The organism is Parapedobacter luteus (assembly GCF_900168055.1).
Classification (GTDB): Bacteria; Bacteroidota; Bacteroidia; order Sphingobacteriales; family Sphingobacteriaceae; genus Parapedobacter; species Parapedobacter luteus.
Genome location: NZ_FUYS01000008.1, coordinates 140,232 through 160,839, shown reverse-complemented (window position 1 = coordinate 160,839; position 20,608 = coordinate 140,232). Strand labels below are relative to the sequence as shown.

General features: G+C 49.4%; 12 protein-coding genes. 9 read left to right on the top strand and 3 right to left on the bottom strand.

Going from position 1 to position 20,608, the window contains the following annotated elements; translation table 11 throughout:
* Nucleotides 1-2: 2 nt before the first annotated feature.
* Both leuS and B5X72_RS20625 read right to left on the bottom strand, forming a co-directional pair.
* The gene (gene leuS, locus B5X72_RS15390) at nucleotides 3-2,795 is read right to left on the bottom strand and encodes a leucine--tRNA ligase (protein WP_079717800.1); all 2,793 of its coding nucleotides are present in this window, start codon (nucleotides 2,793-2,795) and stop codon (nucleotides 3-5) included.
* Between the two features lie 208 nt (nucleotides 2,796-3,003).
* On the bottom strand, nucleotides 3,004-3,192 hold the full coding sequence (locus tag B5X72_RS20625) for a hypothetical protein (RefSeq protein WP_139378722.1): 189 nt from the start codon (nucleotides 3,190-3,192) through the stop codon (nucleotides 3,004-3,006).
* 492 nt (nucleotides 3,193-3,684) lie between these two features.
* On the opposite strand from B5X72_RS20625, the gene B5X72_RS15380 reads away from it, so the two are divergent.
* From B5X72_RS15380 to B5X72_RS15340, 9 genes are all read left to right on the top strand, one after another.
* A complete protein-coding gene (locus B5X72_RS15380) occupies nucleotides 3,685-4,839 on the top strand; it encodes an efflux RND transporter periplasmic adaptor subunit (protein WP_079717798.1) in 1,155 nt (384 codons plus the stop codon).
* A gap of 39 nt (nucleotides 4,840-4,878) precedes the next feature.
* Nucleotides 4,879-9,429 carry an efflux RND transporter permease subunit gene (locus B5X72_RS15375; RefSeq protein ID WP_079717797.1) on the top strand — a complete coding sequence of 1,517 codons (4,551 nt, stop codon included), beginning with the start codon at nucleotides 4,879-4,881 and terminating at the stop codon, nucleotides 9,427-9,429.
* Between the two features lie 142 nt (nucleotides 9,430-9,571).
* The gene (locus B5X72_RS15370) at nucleotides 9,572-10,450 is read left to right on the top strand and encodes a cell division protein FtsX (RefSeq protein WP_079717796.1); all 879 of its coding nucleotides are present in this window, start codon (nucleotides 9,572-9,574) and stop codon (nucleotides 10,448-10,450) included.
* Between the two features lie 9 nt (nucleotides 10,451-10,459).
* Nucleotides 10,460-10,699 (top strand): DUF3098 domain-containing protein, encoded by a 240-nt coding sequence (locus B5X72_RS15365; protein WP_079717795.1) that lies wholly within the window; start codon nucleotides 10,460-10,462, stop codon nucleotides 10,697-10,699.
* A complete protein-coding gene (locus tag B5X72_RS15360) occupies nucleotides 10,696-11,490 on the top strand; it encodes an undecaprenyl-diphosphate phosphatase (RefSeq protein ID WP_079717794.1) in 795 nt (264 codons plus the stop codon). The genes B5X72_RS15365 and B5X72_RS15360 overlap by 4 nt, the downstream gene beginning before the upstream one ends.
* Nucleotides 11,490-12,227: a tRNA pseudouridine(55) synthase TruB gene (truB, locus tag B5X72_RS15355; RefSeq protein WP_079717793.1), complete on the top strand. Its 738-nt coding sequence runs from the start codon at nucleotides 11,490-11,492 to the stop codon at nucleotides 12,225-12,227. The genes B5X72_RS15360 and truB overlap by 1 nt, the downstream gene beginning before the upstream one ends.
* Nucleotides 12,205-13,185, top strand: a complete 981-nt coding sequence (locus B5X72_RS15350) for a bifunctional riboflavin kinase/FAD synthetase (RefSeq protein WP_079717792.1) — start codon at nucleotides 12,205-12,207, stop codon at nucleotides 13,183-13,185. Before truB ends, B5X72_RS15350 begins: the two co-directional genes overlap by 23 nt.
* Before the next feature lie 423 nt (nucleotides 13,186-13,608).
* Entirely contained in the window at nucleotides 13,609-16,740 is a 3,132-nt protein-coding gene (locus tag B5X72_RS15345) for a SusC/RagA family TonB-linked outer membrane protein (RefSeq protein WP_079717791.1), read from the top strand.
* A gap of 122 nt (nucleotides 16,741-16,862) precedes the next feature.
* The gene (locus B5X72_RS15340; protein ID WP_079717790.1) at nucleotides 16,863-18,314 is read left to right on the top strand and encodes a RagB/SusD family nutrient uptake outer membrane protein; all 1,452 of its coding nucleotides are present in this window, start codon (nucleotides 16,863-16,865) and stop codon (nucleotides 18,312-18,314) included.
* Nucleotides 18,315-18,547: 233 nt separating this feature from the next.
* Here the strand turns inward: B5X72_RS15340 and B5X72_RS15335 are convergent, their stop codons facing one another.
* Nucleotides 18,548-20,458: an amidophosphoribosyltransferase gene (locus B5X72_RS15335; protein ID WP_079717789.1), complete on the bottom strand. Its 1,911-nt coding sequence runs from the start codon at nucleotides 20,456-20,458 to the stop codon at nucleotides 18,548-18,550.
* Nucleotides 20,459-20,608: the final 150 nt, after the last annotated feature.

Below are 20,608 nucleotides of genomic sequence, written 5' to 3'. Positions count from 1 at the left end.
GGCTATCCCGCCACGATATTCACTATCCGGCCCTTCACATAAATCACCTTGCGCACCGCCTTGCCTTCGAGGTAGCGTTGCACATCTTCATTGGCCAGCACGGCTTTCTCCACATCCGGCTGTTCCATGTCAAGCGGCAACGTAAGGTTCATCCGTGTTTTTCCATTGACAGAAATGGGATATGAAAATTCGCTTTCCACCAGGTATTCGGGGTTGAATGCCGGATACGTTGCGTAGGACAGGGTACCGGGTTCATGCCCCAGCAGCGTCCACAGCTCTTCGGTGATGTGTGGAGCGTAAGGATGCAACACCACGCATAGTTCCTGGAGGATGGCCCGTTTGTTGCATTTCAGGTCGGTCAGCTCATTGACGCAAATCATAAAAGAAGATACCGATGTATTGAACGAAAACCGTTCGATGTCTTCTTCCACCTTCCTGATGATTTTATGCAAAGCCTTCAGCTCGGCCCGGGTGGGCGCCTCATCGCTTACGGCAAAGTTGCCCGAAGCGTCGTGAAATAATTTCCAGAATTTACGGAGGAACTTATAAACCCCTTCAATGCCATTGGTATTCCAGGGCTTGCTCTGCTCCAGCGGACCGAGAAACATCTCGTACATGCGCAGGGTGTCAGCGCCGTACTGTTCGATGATGTCATCGGGATTGACCACGTTGTATTTAGACTTGGACATCTTCTCCACCTCATGGCCACAGATGTATTTGCCGTTTTCGAGGATAAATTCGGCATCGGCAAAATCAGGCCGGAACTGGCGGAATTTATCAAGATTGAGCACGTCGTTGGTTACGATGTTTACATCAACATGCAGCGCCACCGTGCGATATTGGTCCTTCAATCCGTAGGAAACAAAGGTATTGGTTCCCTTGCCCTCCCCATCCAGTACGCGATATACAAAATTGCTGCGCCCTTGGATCATGCCCTGGTTGATGAGTTTCTTGAAAGGTTCCTCTTCGGGTACATACCCCATATCTTTCAGAAACTTGTTCCAAAAGCGGCTGTACAGCAAGTGGCCTGTAGCGTGCTCCGAACCGCCGATATAGAGGTCTACATCGCGCCAGTAGTCGATAGCTTCTTTAGAAGCAAATACCGCCTCGTTCTGCGCATCCATATAACGGTACCAATACCAGCTTGACCCTGCCCAGCCGGGCATGGTGCTGAGTTCATATTCAAACGTGCCGCGATACTTCCAGTCTTTGGCACGGCCCAGCGGGGGTTCTCCCGTTTCCGTGGGCAGGTATTTATCCACGTCCGGCAGCAATAGCGGCAACTCATCGTCGTCGATAAGCTGGGGCAGTCCGCCTTTGAAGTATACTGGCACAGGTTCCCCCCAGTAGCGCTGGCGGCCGAAAATGGCATCGCGCATCCGGTAGTTGATGGTAGCCTTTCCCGCCCCCAGCGATTCCAGCTTTTCAATCAGCGTATCCACGGCTTCCCGGTAGGTCATGCCGTTGATAATATCGGAGTTGATGTACCGTCCTTCTTTGGTGGGGTCCGCCTGTCCATCCAATTGCTGGGCATCCGAAATGGGGATGATGGGCAACCCGAAATGGGTAGCGAACAGGTAGTCGCGCTGATCACCCGATGGCACAGCCATCACAGCTCCGGTTCCGTAACCGGCTAATACATAATCCGCTATCCATATCGGAACTTCTTTACCCGTCAGCGGATGGATGGCATGGCTACCGGTGAAGGCACCCGATACGGCTTTTACATCCGCCATGCGGTCGAGCTCGGATTTTTTCTTGGTTTGAGCGATGTAGGCTTCCACTTCTGCCTGCTGCGATCCGGTGGTGAGCGCCTCCACCAATTCGTGCTCAGGAGCGAGCACCAATGCGTTCACCCCATAAATGGTGTCGACTCGCGTGGTAAACACTTCGATATAACGGCCGTCGCCGAGGACAGGCACGCCGAACCGTACGCTTGCACCAACACTTTTACCTATCCAGTTACGCTGCATCTCCACCAAGGGTTCCGGCCAGTCGATGGTCTCCAACCCCCGAAGTAGACGCTCGGCGTAGGCGGTGATGCGCATGCTCCATTGCATCATTTTCTTCTGCTCCACCGGGTATCCACCCCGTTCGGAAACGCCGTTGATTACCTCATCGTTGGCCAGCACCGTACCCAAGGCTGCGCACCAGTTGACGGTACTCTCCCGTAGGTAGGCCAGCCGGTATTTCAGTAATTCGCGTTGTTGCTCCTCCTCGCTAAACGCGGCCCATTCGGCAGCGGTAAACGACAGGACGTCATCATCCGACGCGGCTTGTATACCTCGGCTTCCATGCAACTCGAAATGTGCAACAAGCGTTGCAATGGGTTCGGCCTTATCGTTGGCTTTGTTATACCACGCATTAAAAAGCTGCATGAATATCCATTGCGTCCATTTATAGAAAGCGGGATCGCTTGTCCGTACCTCCCTGTCCCAATCAAAGGAGAATCCGATATTATCGAGTTGCTCCCGGTAACGTTTGATGTTAGCCTCAGTGGTGACGGCCGGGTGCTGTCCGGTTTGGATGGCGTATTGCTCCGCCGGCAGGCCGAACGAATCGTACCCCATCGGATGGAGTACATTGAATCCTTTCAGTCGTTTGTATCGGCTGAAAATATCCGACGCAATATAACCCAGCGGATGCCCCACATGCAATCCTGCACCGGACGGATAAGGGAACATATCCAGTACATAATATTTGGGTTTATCCGATGTATTCGTCACACGGAAGGTGTGGTTATCTGCCCAGAATCGTTGCCACTTCTGCTCAATCGTACGGTGATGGTAGTCCATAGTAACAAGGTGTCGTATAAGGACGGCGAAAATACGATTTTTTTAGCTTACGGTAGAAATGGCTGCCGGACTTTACGGTTTATTTCCGGTACGCGAAGTGATACGCAGCTAATATTACGAAATCATTAACAAATCCAGCACACAAGTAACAAAAAAGTGATAATCAATCATGATGATTGCAAATTGCTTACTTTAGCGCACGATTATGCTAGCGAGATTGGTCTATTTTCTTGTCATAGTTGCTTACATCAACACAATCTTCTATCAAGATGGGCACATACATGGTGATAATTCTTACCAAGTAATCGACGGTACACCATTGGTTGAGGTTATCCTCGAAGATGTGTTGGATATCCCGTGCGCCGGAGAAGAAAGCGAGCAGGATAATGATTTCCAATACGACGATTACCGGCCCGCTTCTTCAAAATGGATTTCTGTCCCCGTCCCAAGGGGAAACGCTGAGCTTAATCCGCCACCCATTGTTGACATCTTCGATCAACGGCTCCGTTTAGGTTTGAACACCAAAATATCACACCTAATAGGGTATTACAGATTTCTTTTTCGACTAAAGCCGTTTTAACACTATCCCAGCCTCCATTATAACGCTGACAACGCGTAAGTTAACCTTATTATTTTCGGGAGAGATAACTACTGGCCACTGATGGGTCGGGGTCATGGTAAGCTTTGCCCGGCTTGCGATTGGGCTGCTTGTACTGGAAACGAATAACTGTCGAATGAATGGTTAACGGCTCATGCAAGCTCAACGTCGAAACAGAACAATGTTGATGAAACCGAGATGTAAATCGTACTGACACACGGCAATCATTATTTACATCGAGCGCTCATCGGGCAAGTAAAGGAAAACAACTAGATGAAATAAATTAAAAACATGGATACTAAATCAATACGAGTTCAGGCGCCAATCGCTTTAAGTCTGTTGGCGGGCTTTCTTACCGGATGTGCTGTTGACGGCGGACAACAGGGAAACCAACAATCGGCGCCGGCGACGCCTGTTGTCAAAGTGGAAAGCCTGGATACCACCATATATCAGGATTATGTGGCCAATATCCAAGCATTTAAAAATGTGGAAATCCGCAGCAGACTGAAAGGGTTTCTTGAGAAAATCTATGTAGATGAAGGCAGCGAGGTGTCTCAGGGGCAGCCTTTGTTTAAGCTGAATGATACGGAATACGCTTCCGAGGTTGCCCGCTGTGAGGCTGTCCTGGAAAACGCAATCGCTGACGGAAAAACCACAGCACTCGAAGTCGACCGTACCAAGCTGCTCGTCGCTAAAAACATCGTTTCGGAAACCGATTTGGAGGTGGCTGAAGCTCGGTTAGCTGCGGCCGAATCGAAGATTAAAGAGGCCAAATCGCTCTTGCAGCACGCCAAAGCACAGCTGTCTTATACAACCGTCCGCGCACCCTTCACTGGTCGGATTGACCGCATTCCACTGAAAGAAGGGAGTTTGCTGGATGAAGGCGCACTGCTGACCTCCATCTCAGACTTGCGTCAAGTATATGCTTATTTCGATATTTCCGAACAGGAATACCTCAGCATCGTAGCTAACGACAGTGCGCGCACCGTTGATTTTAGCATGCCAGTGACATTGACTTTGGCCAATGGAACCATTTACCCCCATGCTGGTACCGCTGAATTTGCCGAAAACGAATTTGAAGAAAGCACGGGTACCATATCCCTAAGAGCGCTTTTTCCCAATCCGGCTGGATTGATTAAACATGCGGCATCCGGCAAGGTGAGTGTGCCCATGCAACGCGGCGAGAATCTGGTGGTTCACCAGAAATCGGTTTTCGAAATCCAGGATCGCACGTATGTGTATAAAGTGAAGGATAGCGGCACCCTCGTCATGACACCTTTCCGGGCGGGGCCGCGAGTTGGACATTACTACCTCGTTGAAGACGGATTAAGTACTAGTGACACCATTGTTTTTGAAGGCGTGCAAAACCTGAGAGACGGCATGACGATTTCGCCGAAGATGACATCCTTGGCGGACCATACACTCGCTGCAAGCGGAACGCAATAAACTGTCACTAAGCTAATATATCTCCAAAAAATCAGTAAGATGCTTGAAACATTTATAAAAAGGCCAGTTTTGTCGCTGGTTATTTCATTGCTTATCACTTTATTAGGGATCCTTGCGTTATTCACTTTGCCGGTGACCCAATTTCCTGATATTGTCCCACCGTCGGTGGTGGTTACGGCTAACTACACGGGGGCGAATGCCGAAGTATGTACAGACGCGGTAGCCATACCACTTGAGCGGGCCATCAATGGCGTTGCCGGAATGACCTACATGACCTCGGTGTCGACCAATAATGGCACTACGCTTATTCAAGTTTTTTTCAAGGTGGGTACCGACCCGGATATTGCGGCTGTAAACGTACAAAACCGGGTGACCACCGTGCTCGACGAACTACCTGAAGAAGTCATTAAAGCTGGTGTAACGACAGAAAAAGAGGTGAACAGTATGTTGATGTACCTCAATGTGTTCAGTGACGACCCAACGGCAGATGAGCGTTTCATCTACAACTTTACCGACATCAACATTTTGAAAGAACTCAAACGCATCGAGGGTGTGGGGTTTGCTCAGATCATGGGTGCACGCGATTATGCCATGCGGGTTTGGCTCAAGCCCGATCGGATGGCGGCATACGATATCTCCAGCGAAGAGGTCATCGCCGCCCTGCGTGCACAAAACGTGGAGGCGGCACCCGGGCAAACGGGCATCGGCTCCGACCAGCGGGTAAATATGCAGCAGTACGTGTTGCGCTACCCAGGCAAATTCTCTGAGCCTGACCAATACCGGGATGTCCCCATCCGTGCCAATGCGGACGGTTCAATCCTGCGCATCCGGGATATCGCTGATGTGGAGTTTGGCTCATTGGACTATGAAATGGAGTCCAGGACGGATGGCCGCCCTTCAGCATCCATCATGATGAAACAGCTGCCCGGATCGAATGCGCAAGAGGTCATAGAGAACGTTAAACAACGCATGGCCGAACTCCAAGCGAGTTCATTCCCTCCGGGCATGAAGTACACGGTCAGCTACGATGTTTCGCGTTTCCTCGATGCCTCCATCAGCGAGGTTATCCGCACGCTTGTCGAAGCTTTCCTGTTGGTCTTTCTCGTGGTGTTCATCTTCCTGCAGGATTTTCGCTCTACGTTGATACCCGCTTTAGCGGTTCCCGTTTGCCTCATTGGCGCCCTTTTTTTCATGCAGTTGCTTGGCTTTTCCATCAACCTGCTAACACTCTTTGCGCTGGTATTGGCCATCGGCATTGTGGTAGACAATGCTATCGTGGTGGTGGAGGCGGTGCATGTCAAAATGGAGGAAGAACATCTACCGCCCATGGAGGCCACCTTGGCAGCAATGAAAGAGATTGGCGGCGCCGTGGTCGCCATTACGCTTGTCATGTCGGCGGTATTCGTGCCAGTCGCATTCCTTTCGGGCCCCGTGGGCATCTTTTACAGGCAGTTTTCGCTGACACTGGCTGCCTCCATCGTCATATCCGGCATCAATGCCCTGACATTGACACCGGCACTCTGCGCGCTTATTCTGAAGTCGCCGCATGATAAACCCGCGCCGAAAGGATGGCTGGCCGCATTTTTCAGGCGGTTCAACAACTGGTACAACCGGGTTTCCACGCGGTATGCGGGCCTCATTGGCAAAATTGCCGGTAGGCGTACCCTGACATTGGGGTTGTTGGCCGCATTCTTTGTCGCGACCTGGGGCGTCAACAGCATCCTGCCATCCGGATTCATCCCCACCGAAGATCAAGGAATGATTTATGTCAATGTCACAACACCACCGGGTGCGACCGTCGATAGGACTATCGCCGTGCTCAACCAGGTCGATTCGATTGCGCGTAAGCACGAGGCCGTGGAGACGGTTTCTACCCTTGCGGGGTATAGTATCGTAACGGAAGTGTCTGGTGCTTCGTATGGCATGGGCATGATCAACCTGAAGGCGTGGGAAGACCGCAAAGCGTCGGTTAGCGACGTCATGGCCTGGCTGGAAGCGCATACCGGCCACCTCATGGATGCCAGTATCGAGTACTTTCCACCGCCTACGGTGCCCGGCTTCGGCAATTCCAGCGGCTTTGAGCTCCGCTTACTGGATCGTACGGGTGCCGACGACCTCAACCGCACGGCCGATGTGCTGGCTGAATTTATGACAGCCCTCGACGAAACGCCGGAAGTGGGTAATACCTTTTCGACCTTTGATCCGCGCTTTCCGCAGTACCTCATTCAGGTAGATTATGATATCGCTGCCAAAAAGGGCATCAGCGTTGAGAATGCCATGCTCACGCTGCAAACCTTGATGGGCAGCTTTTATGCGACGAATTTCATCCGGTTTGGCCAGATGTATAAGGTGATGGTCCAAGCCGGGCCGGGCTATCGCGAAAAACCTGAGGATGTGCTTAAGTTGTATGTAAAAAATGATAGCGGCGAAATGGTCCCCTATTCGGCTTTTGTGACCATGGAACGAATATATGGGCCCGAACAGGTAACGCGGTACAACATGTTCACTTCTGCACTGATCAGCGGTGATGCCGCACCGGGATACAGCAGCGGGCAGGTAATCGAAGCCGTGGAACGTGTAGCTGCGGCTACGCTGCCTCAAGGTTATGGCATTGAATGGTCGGGCATGACACGCGAGCAAATTCTATCTGGCAACCAAGCTATCTACGTGTTTGCCTTGTGCCTGCTGTTTGTTTATCTTATCCTGGCTGCCCAATATGAGAGCTTCCTGCTGCCATTGCCCGTTATCCTATCCTTACCGGCCGGCGTATTCGGAGCGTTTCTCTTCCTGAAGCTGCTGGGCTTGGAAAACAACATCTACGCACAGGTAGCACTTGTTATGCTCATCGGATTGTTGGGCAAAAATGCCATCCTCATTGTGGAATACGCCATCCTGCGCTACAAGCAGGGCGCTACGCAGTTACAGGCAGCGATCGAAGGCTCGGTGGCCCGCTTACGGCCGATATTAATGACATCCTTTGCGTTCGTCGCCGGCCTCATCCCGTTGGCCATGGCTTCCGGCGCTGGTGCACTGGGCAACCGTTCCATCGGTACCACGGCTGTTGGCGGTATGGTGGTGGGCACGCTCATTGGGGTCATCGTGATACCCGGTCTGTATGTACTGTTTGCATCCTCCAAAAAAAAGAAAACTAAAATAGGAGCGGCCGGCGTAGTGGCCATCGGTGCGCTGATACTGCTGTCGGGATGTTCAGCCAGCAAACCACTTGCGGAGTACCAGCATCGCGCTGTACCCACCACCTATCAAGGCGACACGGATACGGTCAATACTGCCCACGTCGGTTGGCGCAAGTTCTTCAACGATGACCAGCTGGTCCGCCTTATCGACACTGCGCTGGCCAACAATCCCGACATGGAAAAGGCTCTCCACCAAGTGGAAATTGCCCGCGCAAACTTAAGGCTCCGAAAGGCCAGCCTCTTCCCCTCCGTCGATGCGCTGGCGGAGGCTGGCCTTCGGAAATATGGCTTTTACACCATGGATGGTATCGGCAACTATGACACCAACTTTTCGGAAAACCTCGATGAGGATGAAAAACTGCCCGACCCGTTGCCTGATTATTTCATCGGGCTGCGTACATCCTGGGAAATCGACCTTTGGGGAAAGCTGAAAAACCAAAAACGGGCGGCCTACCAGCGGTTTCTTGCTACCTATGAAGGCAGAAAGTTGGTACAGACAGCACTGATTGAGGAAGTGGCGTTGGCTTACTATGACTTGCTGGCACTGGACAATGAGTTGGCGATCTTGCGAAAAAATATCAGTCTGCAAGAAGATGCATTGGCTATCATCAAGGTACAAAAAGATGCAGGCAGGGCCGACGAGCTGGGTATTCAGCAGTTTACCGCGGTGGTTCAAAACTCCAAGGGTAGAGAGCAGGAAGTGCTTCAGCAAATCACCGCTGCCGAAAATCACCTGAATTTTCTGCTCGGCCGCTTCCACGGCGAGATAGCCAGGGATACCACGCATTGGATGACCACCGCGTTTACGGATTCTCTGGCTCCGGGCGTTCCTTCGCAATTGATTGCACTCCGCCCTGATGTGCGGCAGGCCCAGTTGGAATTATTGGCGTCGGAGGCCGATACCAAAGCTTCAAAGGCAGCTTTTCTGCCGTCTTTGGTATTGTCGCCCTATGTCGGCTTCCAAGCGTTCGCCATGGATAGATTGCTTATGGCGCCAACGTCAGTCGCCTACGGCTTGCTGGGTGGCTTCACCGCGCCGATATTCAACCAGCGGGCCATCCGGTCTGCCTACGAAGCGGCTAAGGCATCTTATGGCATAGCCTTCCAGGATTACGAAAAGGTAGTGCTAAACGCTTGGCGGGAGGTGCAGACAAGCCTGAAGGCCCAAGATTACATCAATCAGCGCCGTATACACAATATGGAGGAAGTCGACGCCCTGGTTAAAGCCGTAGACGCGGCCAATGAGCTCTTCAAGGCCGGACGGGCGACCTACTTGGACATCATCACGGCCCAGCGGAACGTGCTCGATGCCGAAATCAACCTGATACATACCCGGCGGGAAAAAGCTATTACTAAGCTCTCGTTGTATAAAGCGTTGGGTGGCGGCTGGCAATAAATGCCGCCGCCCACACGTTGCTACATAAAGGATCGCTGATGGCAACGACAAGCGGAGAATCGGCATAAATTCATTTTATGCCGACCCAATTGTATTTATATCAGCACAATTCGTTACTTTCGCAACGAAAACAGCACGGCATATGGAAGTATATGAAGTAAGTACATCCTCGAAAAAGACCAAGTCCGTATACATATCCACGGTCATCAGCATCGCTTTGGTCTTGCTGATGACTGGTCTTTTGGGCCTTCTCCTCGTCCATGCGAAAAACTTGTCCAACTATGTGAAGGAGAATATCGTCCTCAACATCATCATGAACGAGGGCGCTGGGGAGGGAAATGTCCTGGCTTTCCAAAAAGAATTGGAATCAGACCGGTATGTCCTCCGGTCACAATACATCAGTAAGGAACTGGCGGCCAAGAACCTTTCCCAGGAATTGGGCGAAGACTTTGTCGAATTTCTTGGACATAATCCCCTGCTGTCTTCTATTGACGTCTACCTCAAGGCGGAGTACGCAAACACGGACAGTATCGAAACCTTTATTAAAAAAGTTTCGGCCAACGACATGGTGAAAGAAGTGGTCTACCAAGAGTCGCTGATTGACATGGTCAACAAAAATATCCGGACGATAAGCATCGTCATCTTGGCATTCACCGCGGTGTTATTAATCGTTGCCGTTGCACTTATCAATAATACCATCCGGCTGGCGATTTACTCGCAGCGGTTTCTAATTAAAAGCATGCAGATGGTGGGGGCTACCAGGGGATTCATCCGACGGCCGTTTCTGGGCTATGGTATCCTACATGGCCTGCTCGGTGCGCTCATAGCCATCTTGCTGCTTCTGCTCACCCTGCACCTCGGACAGCGGGAAATCCCCGAATTGGTATTTTTGCGCAATTGGTTTGAATTTGTCGTTATATTCGTCGTCGTGGCACTGCTCGGCATCCTTATTTCAGGGCTGAGCACCTATTTTGCTGTCAGTAAATACCTGCGGCTCAAGTCAAACGAATTGTATAGATAATCACAGCATATGTCATATAAGAAATCACAACAGCCCCAAAAGGCATCCTTTGTATTTGGCAAACGGAATTATCAGTTTTTCTTACTAAGCATCGCAGTAGTTATACTGGGCTTTATTTTGATGATGGGCACATCGGATATCTATAGTTTTACGAAAATCACCCTAGCCCCGCTGATCGTCGTCATCGGCTTCGCTTTGGGCGTAGTAGCTATTTTAATAAAGCCTAAAAACACCGGAAACAGCCAATGACATGGTTTGAAGTAGTCGTGCTGGCCATCGTAGAGGGCCTCACCGAATTTTTGCCGGTATCGTCGACCGGGCATATGATCATTGTCACAGCATTGATGGGTATATCGCCTACCGCTTTTGTCAAACTCTTCACTATCGCCATCCAACTGGGCACGATTTTATCGGTGTTGGTATTGTATTATAAGCGTTTTTTTCGATCGCTCACCTTCTACTACAAGCTCGCGGTGGCTGCAGTGCCAGCGGCGGTATTGGGTTTTTTATTCAGCGACGCCATCGACGGACTGCTTGAAAGCCCGCTGATTGTCGGCATTTCTTTGGTCATCGGCGGTGTCATTTTATTGTTTGTAGACAAATGGTTCAACAAGCCACGTATTGATGATTCTGATGAAATCAGCTACGGCCAAGCGTTGAAAATCGGTCTTTTTCAATGCCTGGCGCTTATCCCAGGCACATCGCGGTCGGCAAGTACAATCGTCGGCGGCATGACCCAGCACCTTAGCCGCAAGGCTGCGGCCGAATTTTCGTTCTTTTTGGCCATCCCGATGATGTTTGGCGCAACCTTACTTAAGTTGAAAGATCACTTCGAAGACGGAAATGGGCTGAGTGGCGCTGAAATCAATCAATTGATAGTCGGAAATGTTATCGGCTTCATTGTGGCCATCGTGGCCATCAAATCGTTCATCGGCGTCGTCTCCAAGTACGGCTTCAAAGCATTTGGCTGGTACCGAATCATCGTGGGTGGCATCATCATTGCCTTGTTAATCAGTGGTCACAGTTTGCAGATTATCTAATGGAATCCCCCTGCCCGTCACGCCCGGCATTTAACTTTGCGGAAGGCGAAGTGCTGCTAATCGACAAGCCCCTTCGGTGGACTAGCTTTGACGTTGTGCGGAAAATCCGCAATGCCATGAAACCCTTGAAGGTAAAAGTCGGGCATGCGGGCACCCTCGATCCGCTGGCTACCGGTCTGCTTGTTGTCTGCACGGGCAAATTCACGAAACGCATTGACGAGTTTCAGTCTCAAAAAAAAGAGTACACCGGTACAATAACGTTGGGCGCCACCACGCCATCCTACGATTTGGAGCGTGCAATAGACCAACGGTTCGACCTGTCGGGTATCACGTACGAACAGATTAACGGGACAGCCGCCTCCTTCGTCGGAGAAATCGAGCAGATCCCGCCGGCTCATTCAGCAATAAAAATGGATGGAGAGCGAGTGTATGAAAAAGCACGCCGCGGGGAGGCCGTCGAAGTGAAGCCACGCAACGTCCACATCTACGAGTTTGAAATCACAGCTATTCAACTGCCAGACGTTGACTTCAGGGTGGTATGCAGCAAGGGCACGTATATCAGGTCATTAGCGCACGATTTCGGCAAAGCAATGAATAATGGGGCACACCTCAGTCGCCTACGACGGACGAGAAGCGGCGATTTCAACGTAGCGCATGCTTGGCAGATGACGGATTTGGTAAACCATATAAAGGGATTTACGCTTGCAGTATCAGATGAAGATATACAAAAATCTTGAGGACTTCAGTCCGCTGAACAACGCGGTGGTCACCATCGGCACATTTGACGGCGTACATGTGGGCCATCAAAAAATACTAAGCACGCTCAAGGAATGCGCGAAAGAAAACGGCGGCGAAACGGTGCTATTGACCTTCTTCCCGCACCCACGCTTAATTCTCCATCCCGAAGATGACAGTCTGAGGCTTATCAGCGACATCGAGGAAAAAGTACAGCTACTGGCCGAGGCAGGCATCGATCACCTGATCATCACCCCTTTCACGCGTGACTTTTCCAACCAGTCTCCCGAGGAATATATCCGCGAAGTACTGGTTGACAGAATCGGCACCAAAAAGATCGTCATCGGCTACGACCACCATTTCGGCAAAGACCGCAGTGGGTCGCTCAACGATCTGCTTGACCACGCCGAAATATATGGCTATACGGTGGAAGAAATCCCCGAGCAGGACATCAACGATGTGGCAGTATCGTCAACCAAAATACGCGAAGCGCTGATCAAAGGCGATATCGATGCGGCAAACCGCTATCTGGGGTACCCTTTTCAATTGACGGGGCAGGTTATCCGGGGCAATCAACTGGGGCGGAACATCGGTTATCCCACGGCCAACTTGCAGGTGCATGAAAATCACAAGCTTATTCCGGCTTACGGTATCTACGCCGTGGAAGCGGCCATCATCGAACCTATAGCAATTAAAACCGGCCCGTATGTTCCCACCGTACCCGAACGGGTACTTAAAGGGATGGGTTACATCGGCACGCGGCCAGCCATAGATGGTGTCAGCCGAAGCATCGAAATACACCTGTTTGACTTCAAAGAAGATATATACGGGAAGACATTGCGCGTAAAATTTCTCCACTTCGTCCGGCATGATCAATGGTTCGAAACGATGCAGGAACTGATTGACCAGATGGCCGTTGACGAGAAAAAAGCAAGGAAATTACTAAAAATGGAAGAATAGCCGACTCAAAACCAACCCAACCTCCCCAAAAACAAACCCACACCACCTAAATCTTCTTTTTTTTAATTCCAACCAAGAAATAAAAACAAAAAAAATTCATATTTTGTTTTGTTAAATAAAAATTTATCATTTTTTTTGATAAAAAATTTAAAAAACACAACAAACCTAACACAAATACACAAAAAAAATCACATAATTCACCAAAATAATAATTTATTCAAAAAAAATAACACATTATCAACCAACACATGCACTCATTAACCTAAATCACCAAAAACAACCAACAAAAATCATAAAAAAATATCGATCAATAAGATAATACACAGCAAAAAGGAGGTGACATCGATTTTTTAATGCAAAAAATCAAAAAAAACACACAAATAACAACAAATTACATATTTTTCACTTAATCAAACACATTCAATGAAAGAAAAATTACTAAGCTTATTGCTGCTGTGTGTGGTGCTGGCAGGGTCGGCACATGCACAAACCCGAAAAATCAGCGGAAAGGTAACATCCGCCGAGGACGGATCGCCGCTAACCGGGGTCAGCGTAATAGTGGTCGGTACATCTGCGGGTACACAAACTGACGCAGCAGGCAACTACACGATTACCGCTTCTGAAGGGGCACAGCAACTTGAATTCAGGTTGGTCGGATTCCAGTCGACACGTATCGGATTAGGTCAAAGTGCGCTTATAAACGTCTCCCTTGAAGTCGACGCCTCTACACTAGATGAAGTAATCGTCACGGGCTACGGAACGACCACCCGCCGTGACCTGATTGGCTCGGTATCCAGCATCAAAACTGATTTACTAACAAACAGACCCGTCCAAAGTTTTGATCAAGCCTTGGCAGGAAAAGCGGCAGGGGTACAGATATCCATTCCAAATGGTGTATTGAATAATCCGCCGGTTTTTAGAATCCGGGGCACCAACTCCATTTCGTTAAGCTCATATCCCCTCATCGTAATCGACGGAGTACCGACATTTACGGGAGACGTAAGTGGTTCAAACGCTGGAGGTAACGCCTTGGCAAGCCTGAACCCCAATGACATTGAAACGATGGATATCCTTAAGGACGCTGCTGCTACCGCAATATACGGCAGTAGGGCAGCCAACGGCGTGGTAGTAATCACCACCAAAAAAGGCGCTGCCGGAAAAGCCATAGTCAGCTACGACGGCTGGTTTGGGGTAAACCAGGTACAACGGCTACCTAAATTGCTGGACGCTTTTCAGTATACCGAAATCAAAAACGAGGGACTTGTCAATGCGGGCACGTTCTCCGACAATTTACAATACCGATTAACCATAGGCCCCGATGGACAACCCATTAACACCAACTGGTACGACTACGCTTACCGGGACGGGCTCTCGCACAGCCATTCATTAAGCATCCGCGGCGGATCGGAAAGCACTAGCTATTACTTTTCAGCCAACGTAACCGATCAACAAGGCATTATCCTAACCAATGATTACAAGCGGCTCGGGGCACTTTTCAATGTAGACCATAAAATCAGCAAAATATTCTCGGTCGGCGGAAAGCTGCAATACACGAAACAGGATAACCTGGCAACGATTAGCTCGGGATCGCTCTCGGGCCAGGCTTTTGGTACAGCCGGTTTGGGCCGTATCGCCATGATCAACGCTCCTAACGTCGCTCCGTTCACCAATGATGGTGAATATAATCTTACAGGAAATAATTTGGGGGTGATGGACAACTTGGTTAGCCAGATAGGATTTTACAACCCGGTGGTATTGATCGAGAGGAACCGCTCATTTAACTACTTAAATGGCATACAAGCGAATGGATATTTCCAAGCTCAGCCCTTCAGCTGGCTGACGTTCAAAAGTTTGTATGGGATAGACTATTTGTATTCCACAAATGACATCTTCAACAATCCGATACACGGCGACGGATTTGCAGGCGGCGGAAGCGCCACAAACAACTACACCGCCCGCATGCGTTGGGTATGGACGAACACGCTGAATGCGAACTATACATTCAACAATGCACATACCGTTACGGCCTTGATCGGTACAGAGCAACAACGGTCGACGGATAGACGGTTCGGGGCAGGTAGAACCGGGCTTTCTGACCCAGAGTTCGATGACTTTTCAGCCTCCTATCAGAATTTCTCAACTACCGGATCATACGGCGAAAACTACCTTGTATCTTTTTTTGGAAGTTTGGCGTATGACTTTAAAAAGAAATATTTTGTCAGCGGCAGCATCCGGCAAGATGAATATTCAGCCTTCGGCCCCAACAACAAAGCAGGCGTATTCTACAGCGTTGGTGCTTCCTACGAAATTGCGCAGGAAAATTTTTGGGAGAACGCGGGCCTTGATCGTGTATTTAGCAGCTTCAAGCTTAGAGGCAGCTACGGTACTGTCGGAAATCAAAACGGAATTGGGGATTTGGCATCCAGGACGTTTTATGAAGGTGGTTTATTTGGCGGCCAACCAACCCTCTATCCCAATAGCTCCGGCAATGAGGATATCGGTTGGGAAACCAGTAAAAAACTCGACCTAGGCATCAATTTTGGCATCTTGCGGGATCGTTTCACGTTTGAAATGGCGTACTACAAAAACGATATCGACGGACTGATCTACAACGTTCCGCAAGCCCCATCTGCCGGGCTACCCAGCAACCCACAGTTGAACATTGGATCCATGTACAACCGAGGCGTTGAACTCACCGTGAATGCCCAAGCAGTCAACAAACCTGATTTTTCTTGGTCGCCATCATTCAACATCACGTATAACGAGAATGAAATTACCTCCTTAGCACCCGGGATCACACAATTCACATCATCGACATCCAGCTTGGAAACTGTCAGCATTTCACGCGTCGGCAGCCCCTTGGGCATGATATATGTCGCCCGGACAGCAGGTGTTGATCCGGCTACGGGACGACGGATTTTCATTAATGCAGAAGGCGAACAGGTCTACTACGATCACTCATTACCGGTAGCACAGCGCTGGCAATATGCAGATGGTTCGGTTGCACCGGGCATCGGTTCGGTTGACCAAATAGCTTACGCCAACCCGCAACCCAAGTTCTTTGGTGGTTTCATCAATAGTTTCCGGTACAAATCTTTCGATTTGGCGCTCAACTTCACTTACCAGTTAGGTTATTATGTCTATTTTGGTACTGGCGCCTCCATTATGGATCAGCGGTTCTGGAACAACTCTACCGATATGTTGCGGCGGTGGACGGCACCCGGTCAGGACACCGACGTGCCACGGGTCGTAGCCGGCGACAACGTGTCCAACGGCTCGGCTACACCACTGGATATTCACGTGTATAAAGGCGACTTCTTAAAATTGAGAGATGTCACATTCGGCTATGCTTTGCCCCTTGCCGTATTGCAGAAAATCAATATTTCACGGACTAGAATATATGTAAGCGCCCAAAATGCGTTCATTTTCACGGGATATCCGGGCACAGATCCTGAAGCTTCTTCAAATGGCGGCAGCAATTCTTCGCAAGGCGTCGAACGCAACTCGGTCGGCAATGGCAGAACGTTTACCGTCGGATTGAATCTCACTTTTTAGCATTAACACCATTTAATGGAGCATGCACAAGCCACTATTCAACAAAGAAAAAGATAATGGCATCCGCCTACATCCGGCAGGCAGGCAAGCTTTATTGACACTTAAAAAAAACAAATATTCTGATGAAAAAAAATAAGATATTGCTTATCGTTACAACGGGTATATTGGCCGTCACCTCATGCCGAAAGGAAGATTGGCTCAATCCTGTTTCCGTTGATCAAGTTGAAGCGGATTTTGCTTTTACAACGCCCGACCGCATCCATGCTCAGGTTTTGGGATTATACTCAGCTTTAAAAGCCGGAAATTTTTATGGCGGTCGATACATTGTATACAATGAAGTCCGGGCTGATAATTACATCAACCTAACCACCAACGCCGTGACCGCTTACTTGGTGTGGAACCACACCACGTCAAACAACGCGCAGGAAGTGACAGGATTATGGAGTTCGGCTTATCAGACAATCAACCGGTGTAACCTTTTTATTGATGGCATGGCTAACGGTGGAAATGAAGTCGTCGGTGCCGAACAAGCCGCGTATTATGTAGCCGAAGCAAAATTAGTACGAGCAATTTCCTATTATAGTTTGTTGCAGCTCTATGCCAGACCGTATTGGGACGGCAATGGCAGCATGCCGGGATTGCCTCTCAGGCTGACAGGCAACTTATACGCCGGCGACTATGACCTGGCCAGAAGTTCGGTGGGGGAAGTATACCAACAAATACTGGCAGACTTGAATGACGCTGAGGCTGCGTTGCCTACAAATTATTCAAGCGCCTATGACAACACCACCCGTGGACACAGAAACACCGCCATTGCTTTCAAAACAAGGGTTTATCTGAGTATGCGGGAATACGACAATGTGATTTCCGAAGCGAATAAAATTGTAAGCACTTCGGCACCTTTCACGGCCACATCTGGTGTCAACCATGCTCTTCAGGACGACATTGTGAACGTGTTTAGCAACTATACGACCACAGAGTCTATTCTTTCGTCGCCAATGAACGCTGGCACCGATGTCGTGGGCGGTCAAACAGCACTTGGCTCGTATTTCTATTCCGTACGGGAATATTACCTCAACGAAAATGGCATTATCGCGGATCCCAATTGGCGACTAACCGACAGAAGAAGGGCTTTGGTAGACACGGCAACGCTAGCCGGTACACCCCGCAGTCTGATGGCCAAATACCCTACGCCGTCTCCTTATGTCGATTACGTACCCATTATCCGCTATGCCGAAGTGCTACTAAGCTTGGGCGAAGCCATCGCACGCAGCAGTAATTCCGTCGATCCGCGAGCCGTAGCCTTGTTAAACTACGTGAGGCAGCGCTCGGATGCGACAACAACGTTTACAGTTGCCAACTTCGCTACCCCTCAGGCGTTGTTTGACGCCTTTCTCCACGAGCGAAATATCGAGCTCTTAGGTGAAGGACTTAGAAGTCCGGACCTCATGCGATTGGGGCTGGATTTGCCCGCAAAGGGAACCGTCTCATCCGTCTCAGCTAATGCGCAGAGCTATATCTGGCCAATTTCACAAACTGAATTGTTATACAACAATTTAATGGAAGACAATTAGACAACTAACAAAGAAGGACAAGCGTTTAAGAGCTTGCCCTTCTTTACTGTCCCCAACTTCTCCTACGGTTTCCAGATTTTTCCGTTGGTGCTTGTTTCATCCTATCGCTAAGAAGGGGCGCCCCCGTGCCCTTTCGTTTATATCTAAAGGTCTATCATAGCTTAATACGCTTTAAACGGCTCCTAAAAAGCGTGAAAAAATTGCAAAGAATCGGTAAGTGTGTATATATAATATTACGCGCTGAAATACGCCCGAACGTTTTTCCCTTCTACCCAATTCATGTATGCCCTGTTGACCACGCGGTTTCCACCCGGTGTAGGATAGTCGCCAGAAAAATACCAGTCGCCCTTGTGGTCTGGACAAGCGATATGCAAGTTCTCCAGCTTCTGATAAATTACCTCCACTTCGGCATTTATGTGGGTACCTCGGATGATTCCGGCTATTTCCTTGGAAATTTCTTCGTCGGTAAACGGCGCATATATGGCCTTCACATAGTTCTCCACTTCTTCCTTAGGTAACTCCAGCGAAGCGAGGCACTTGCGATACACCTCCTCCACCACATTCCCCATCCCTCTTTTATATAACAGCGAAACTGCTGCTTCAAAAGCCACAAATTCACCCAAGCGGGACATGTCAATGCCATAACAATCGGGATAGCGAATCTGCGGCGCCGAGGAAACGATGATAATTTTCTTGGGGTTAAGGCGATCCAGGATCGTTAAGATACTCTGCTTCAACGTAGTTCCCCTCACAATGGAATCATCTACCGCTACAATGGTATCTTGATGATCTTTAACAATGCCGTAGGTCGTGTCATACACGTGCTGCACCATATCCTGCCGATCGGCATCCTGGGTAATAAATGTGCGGAGTTTGGCGTCTTTAATATTCAGTTTTTCAAACCTTGGAGCGATGCTCAGCATTTCGTTCAATTCATGGTCCGAAATTTTGTCGGCTCGATTGAGCAGTGTATCTTTTTGAAGCTTCCGTACGTAAGCATTGATACCTTCCTCAAGCCCATAAAAGGCGACCTCCGCGGTGTTGGGAATATAAGAAAAAACGGTATTCTTGATATCATAGTTGATGGCATCCAGAATTTGCGGACAAAGGAGCCTTCCTAAGTACTTGCGCTCCTGATAGATGGCGGCATCGCTTCCCCGTGAAAAATAAATACGTTCAAACGAGCAGGATTTCTTTTCCGCGGGTTCCCGGAACATTTCCTCGGTAATCGTACCGTCTTTCTTGACAATCAACGCATAACCGGGTTTTATTTCCGTAATCTCTTCAAACTTTACGTTGAAGGCGGTTTGAATAGCGGGCCGTTCGGATGCTACGACGACTACTTCGTCATTCACGTAATAGTATGCAGGCCGGATACCTACCGGATCACGCATCACAAATGCATCGCCATGACCGACTATCCCGCCGATGGTATAACCGCCGTCCCAGTTCTTGGCCGATTTGCGCAGTATCCGGGCAACGTCCAAGTGCTCAGCGATTAATCCACTGATTTCAACGTTGCTGTACCCTTGCCGCTTAAATTTGTCGAATTGTTCCTGATTTTCGGAATCAAGGAAATGGCCGATTTTTTCCAGCACGGTCACCGTATCCGCTTTTTCCTTGGGATGCTGGCCCAACTCATACAGTTGTTCGAGCAGTTCATCCACATTGGTCATGTTGAAATTTCCCGCGATGACCAAGTTACGGGTCATCCAGTTATTTTGGCGCAGGAAAGGGTGGCAATTTTCAATGCTGTTTTTGCCGTGTGTACCGTATCGGAGATGCCCCATCAGAACCTCTCCTGTGAAACTCACATTATCTTTGAGCCACTGGGCATTGGCAAACCTATCTGGATAAGCTCGTTGCACGGTAGCAAACTTCTTCTGCACATACTCAAAAATATCTGCAACAGCGTTTGGTGCCATGGAACGGTAACGGCTGATGTAACGGTTGCCGGGCTTTACGTCAAGCTTGATGGTGGCAATACCGGCGCCGTCCTGTCCACGGTTGTGCTGTTTTTCCATTAATAAATACAGCTTGTTTATGCCGTATAAAGCCGTACCATATTTTTCCTGATAATAAGAGAGGGGTTTTAACAGGCGAATCAGTGCGATACCGCACTCATGTTTAATAGCGTCACTCATGTCGTGTGTTGAGTGCGCAAAGATACACAATTTTTAAATCATTATGTTACAACTTGTTTTTTTTAAGCTGTGGTGACATTTGAAAACCCGCAGTGGCGTTCGCCAATCCATGACGCCAGGCTGGCGCTGCATCGAGATAATAAAACCGCC

What these genes read in the sequence shown, in the direction of transcription:
- B5X72_RS15335 (WP_079717789.1), bottom strand. Translation starts at nt 20,458, where the DNA reads ATGAGTGACGCTATTAAACATGAGTGCGGTATCGCACTGATTCGCCTG.
- B5X72_RS15375 (WP_079717797.1), top strand. Translation starts at nt 4,879, where the DNA reads ATGCTTGAAACATTTATAAAAAGGCCAGTTTTGTCGCTGGTTATTTCA.
- B5X72_RS15380 (WP_079717798.1), top strand. Translation starts at nt 3,685, where the DNA reads ATGGATACTAAATCAATACGAGTTCAGGCGCCAATCGCTTTAAGTCTG.
- truB (WP_079717793.1), top strand. Translation starts at nt 11,490, where the DNA reads ATGGAATCCCCCTGCCCGTCACGCCCGGCATTTAACTTTGCGGAAGGC.
- leuS (WP_079717800.1), bottom strand. Translation starts at nt 2,795, where the DNA reads ATGGACTACCATCACCGTACGATTGAGCAGAAGTGGCAACGATTCTGG.
- B5X72_RS15345 (WP_079717791.1), top strand. Translation starts at nt 13,609, where the DNA reads ATGAAAGAAAAATTACTAAGCTTATTGCTGCTGTGTGTGGTGCTGGCA.
- B5X72_RS15350 (WP_079717792.1), top strand. Translation starts at nt 12,205, where the DNA reads ATGAAGATATACAAAAATCTTGAGGACTTCAGTCCGCTGAACAACGCG.
- B5X72_RS15370 (WP_079717796.1), top strand. Translation starts at nt 9,572, where the DNA reads ATGGAAGTATATGAAGTAAGTACATCCTCGAAAAAGACCAAGTCCGTA.
- B5X72_RS15365 (WP_079717795.1), top strand. Translation starts at nt 10,460, where the DNA reads ATGTCATATAAGAAATCACAACAGCCCCAAAAGGCATCCTTTGTATTT.
- B5X72_RS15340 (WP_079717790.1), top strand. Translation starts at nt 16,863, where the DNA reads ATGAAAAAAAATAAGATATTGCTTATCGTTACAACGGGTATATTGGCC.
- B5X72_RS15360 (WP_079717794.1), top strand. Translation starts at nt 10,696, where the DNA reads ATGACATGGTTTGAAGTAGTCGTGCTGGCCATCGTAGAGGGCCTCACC.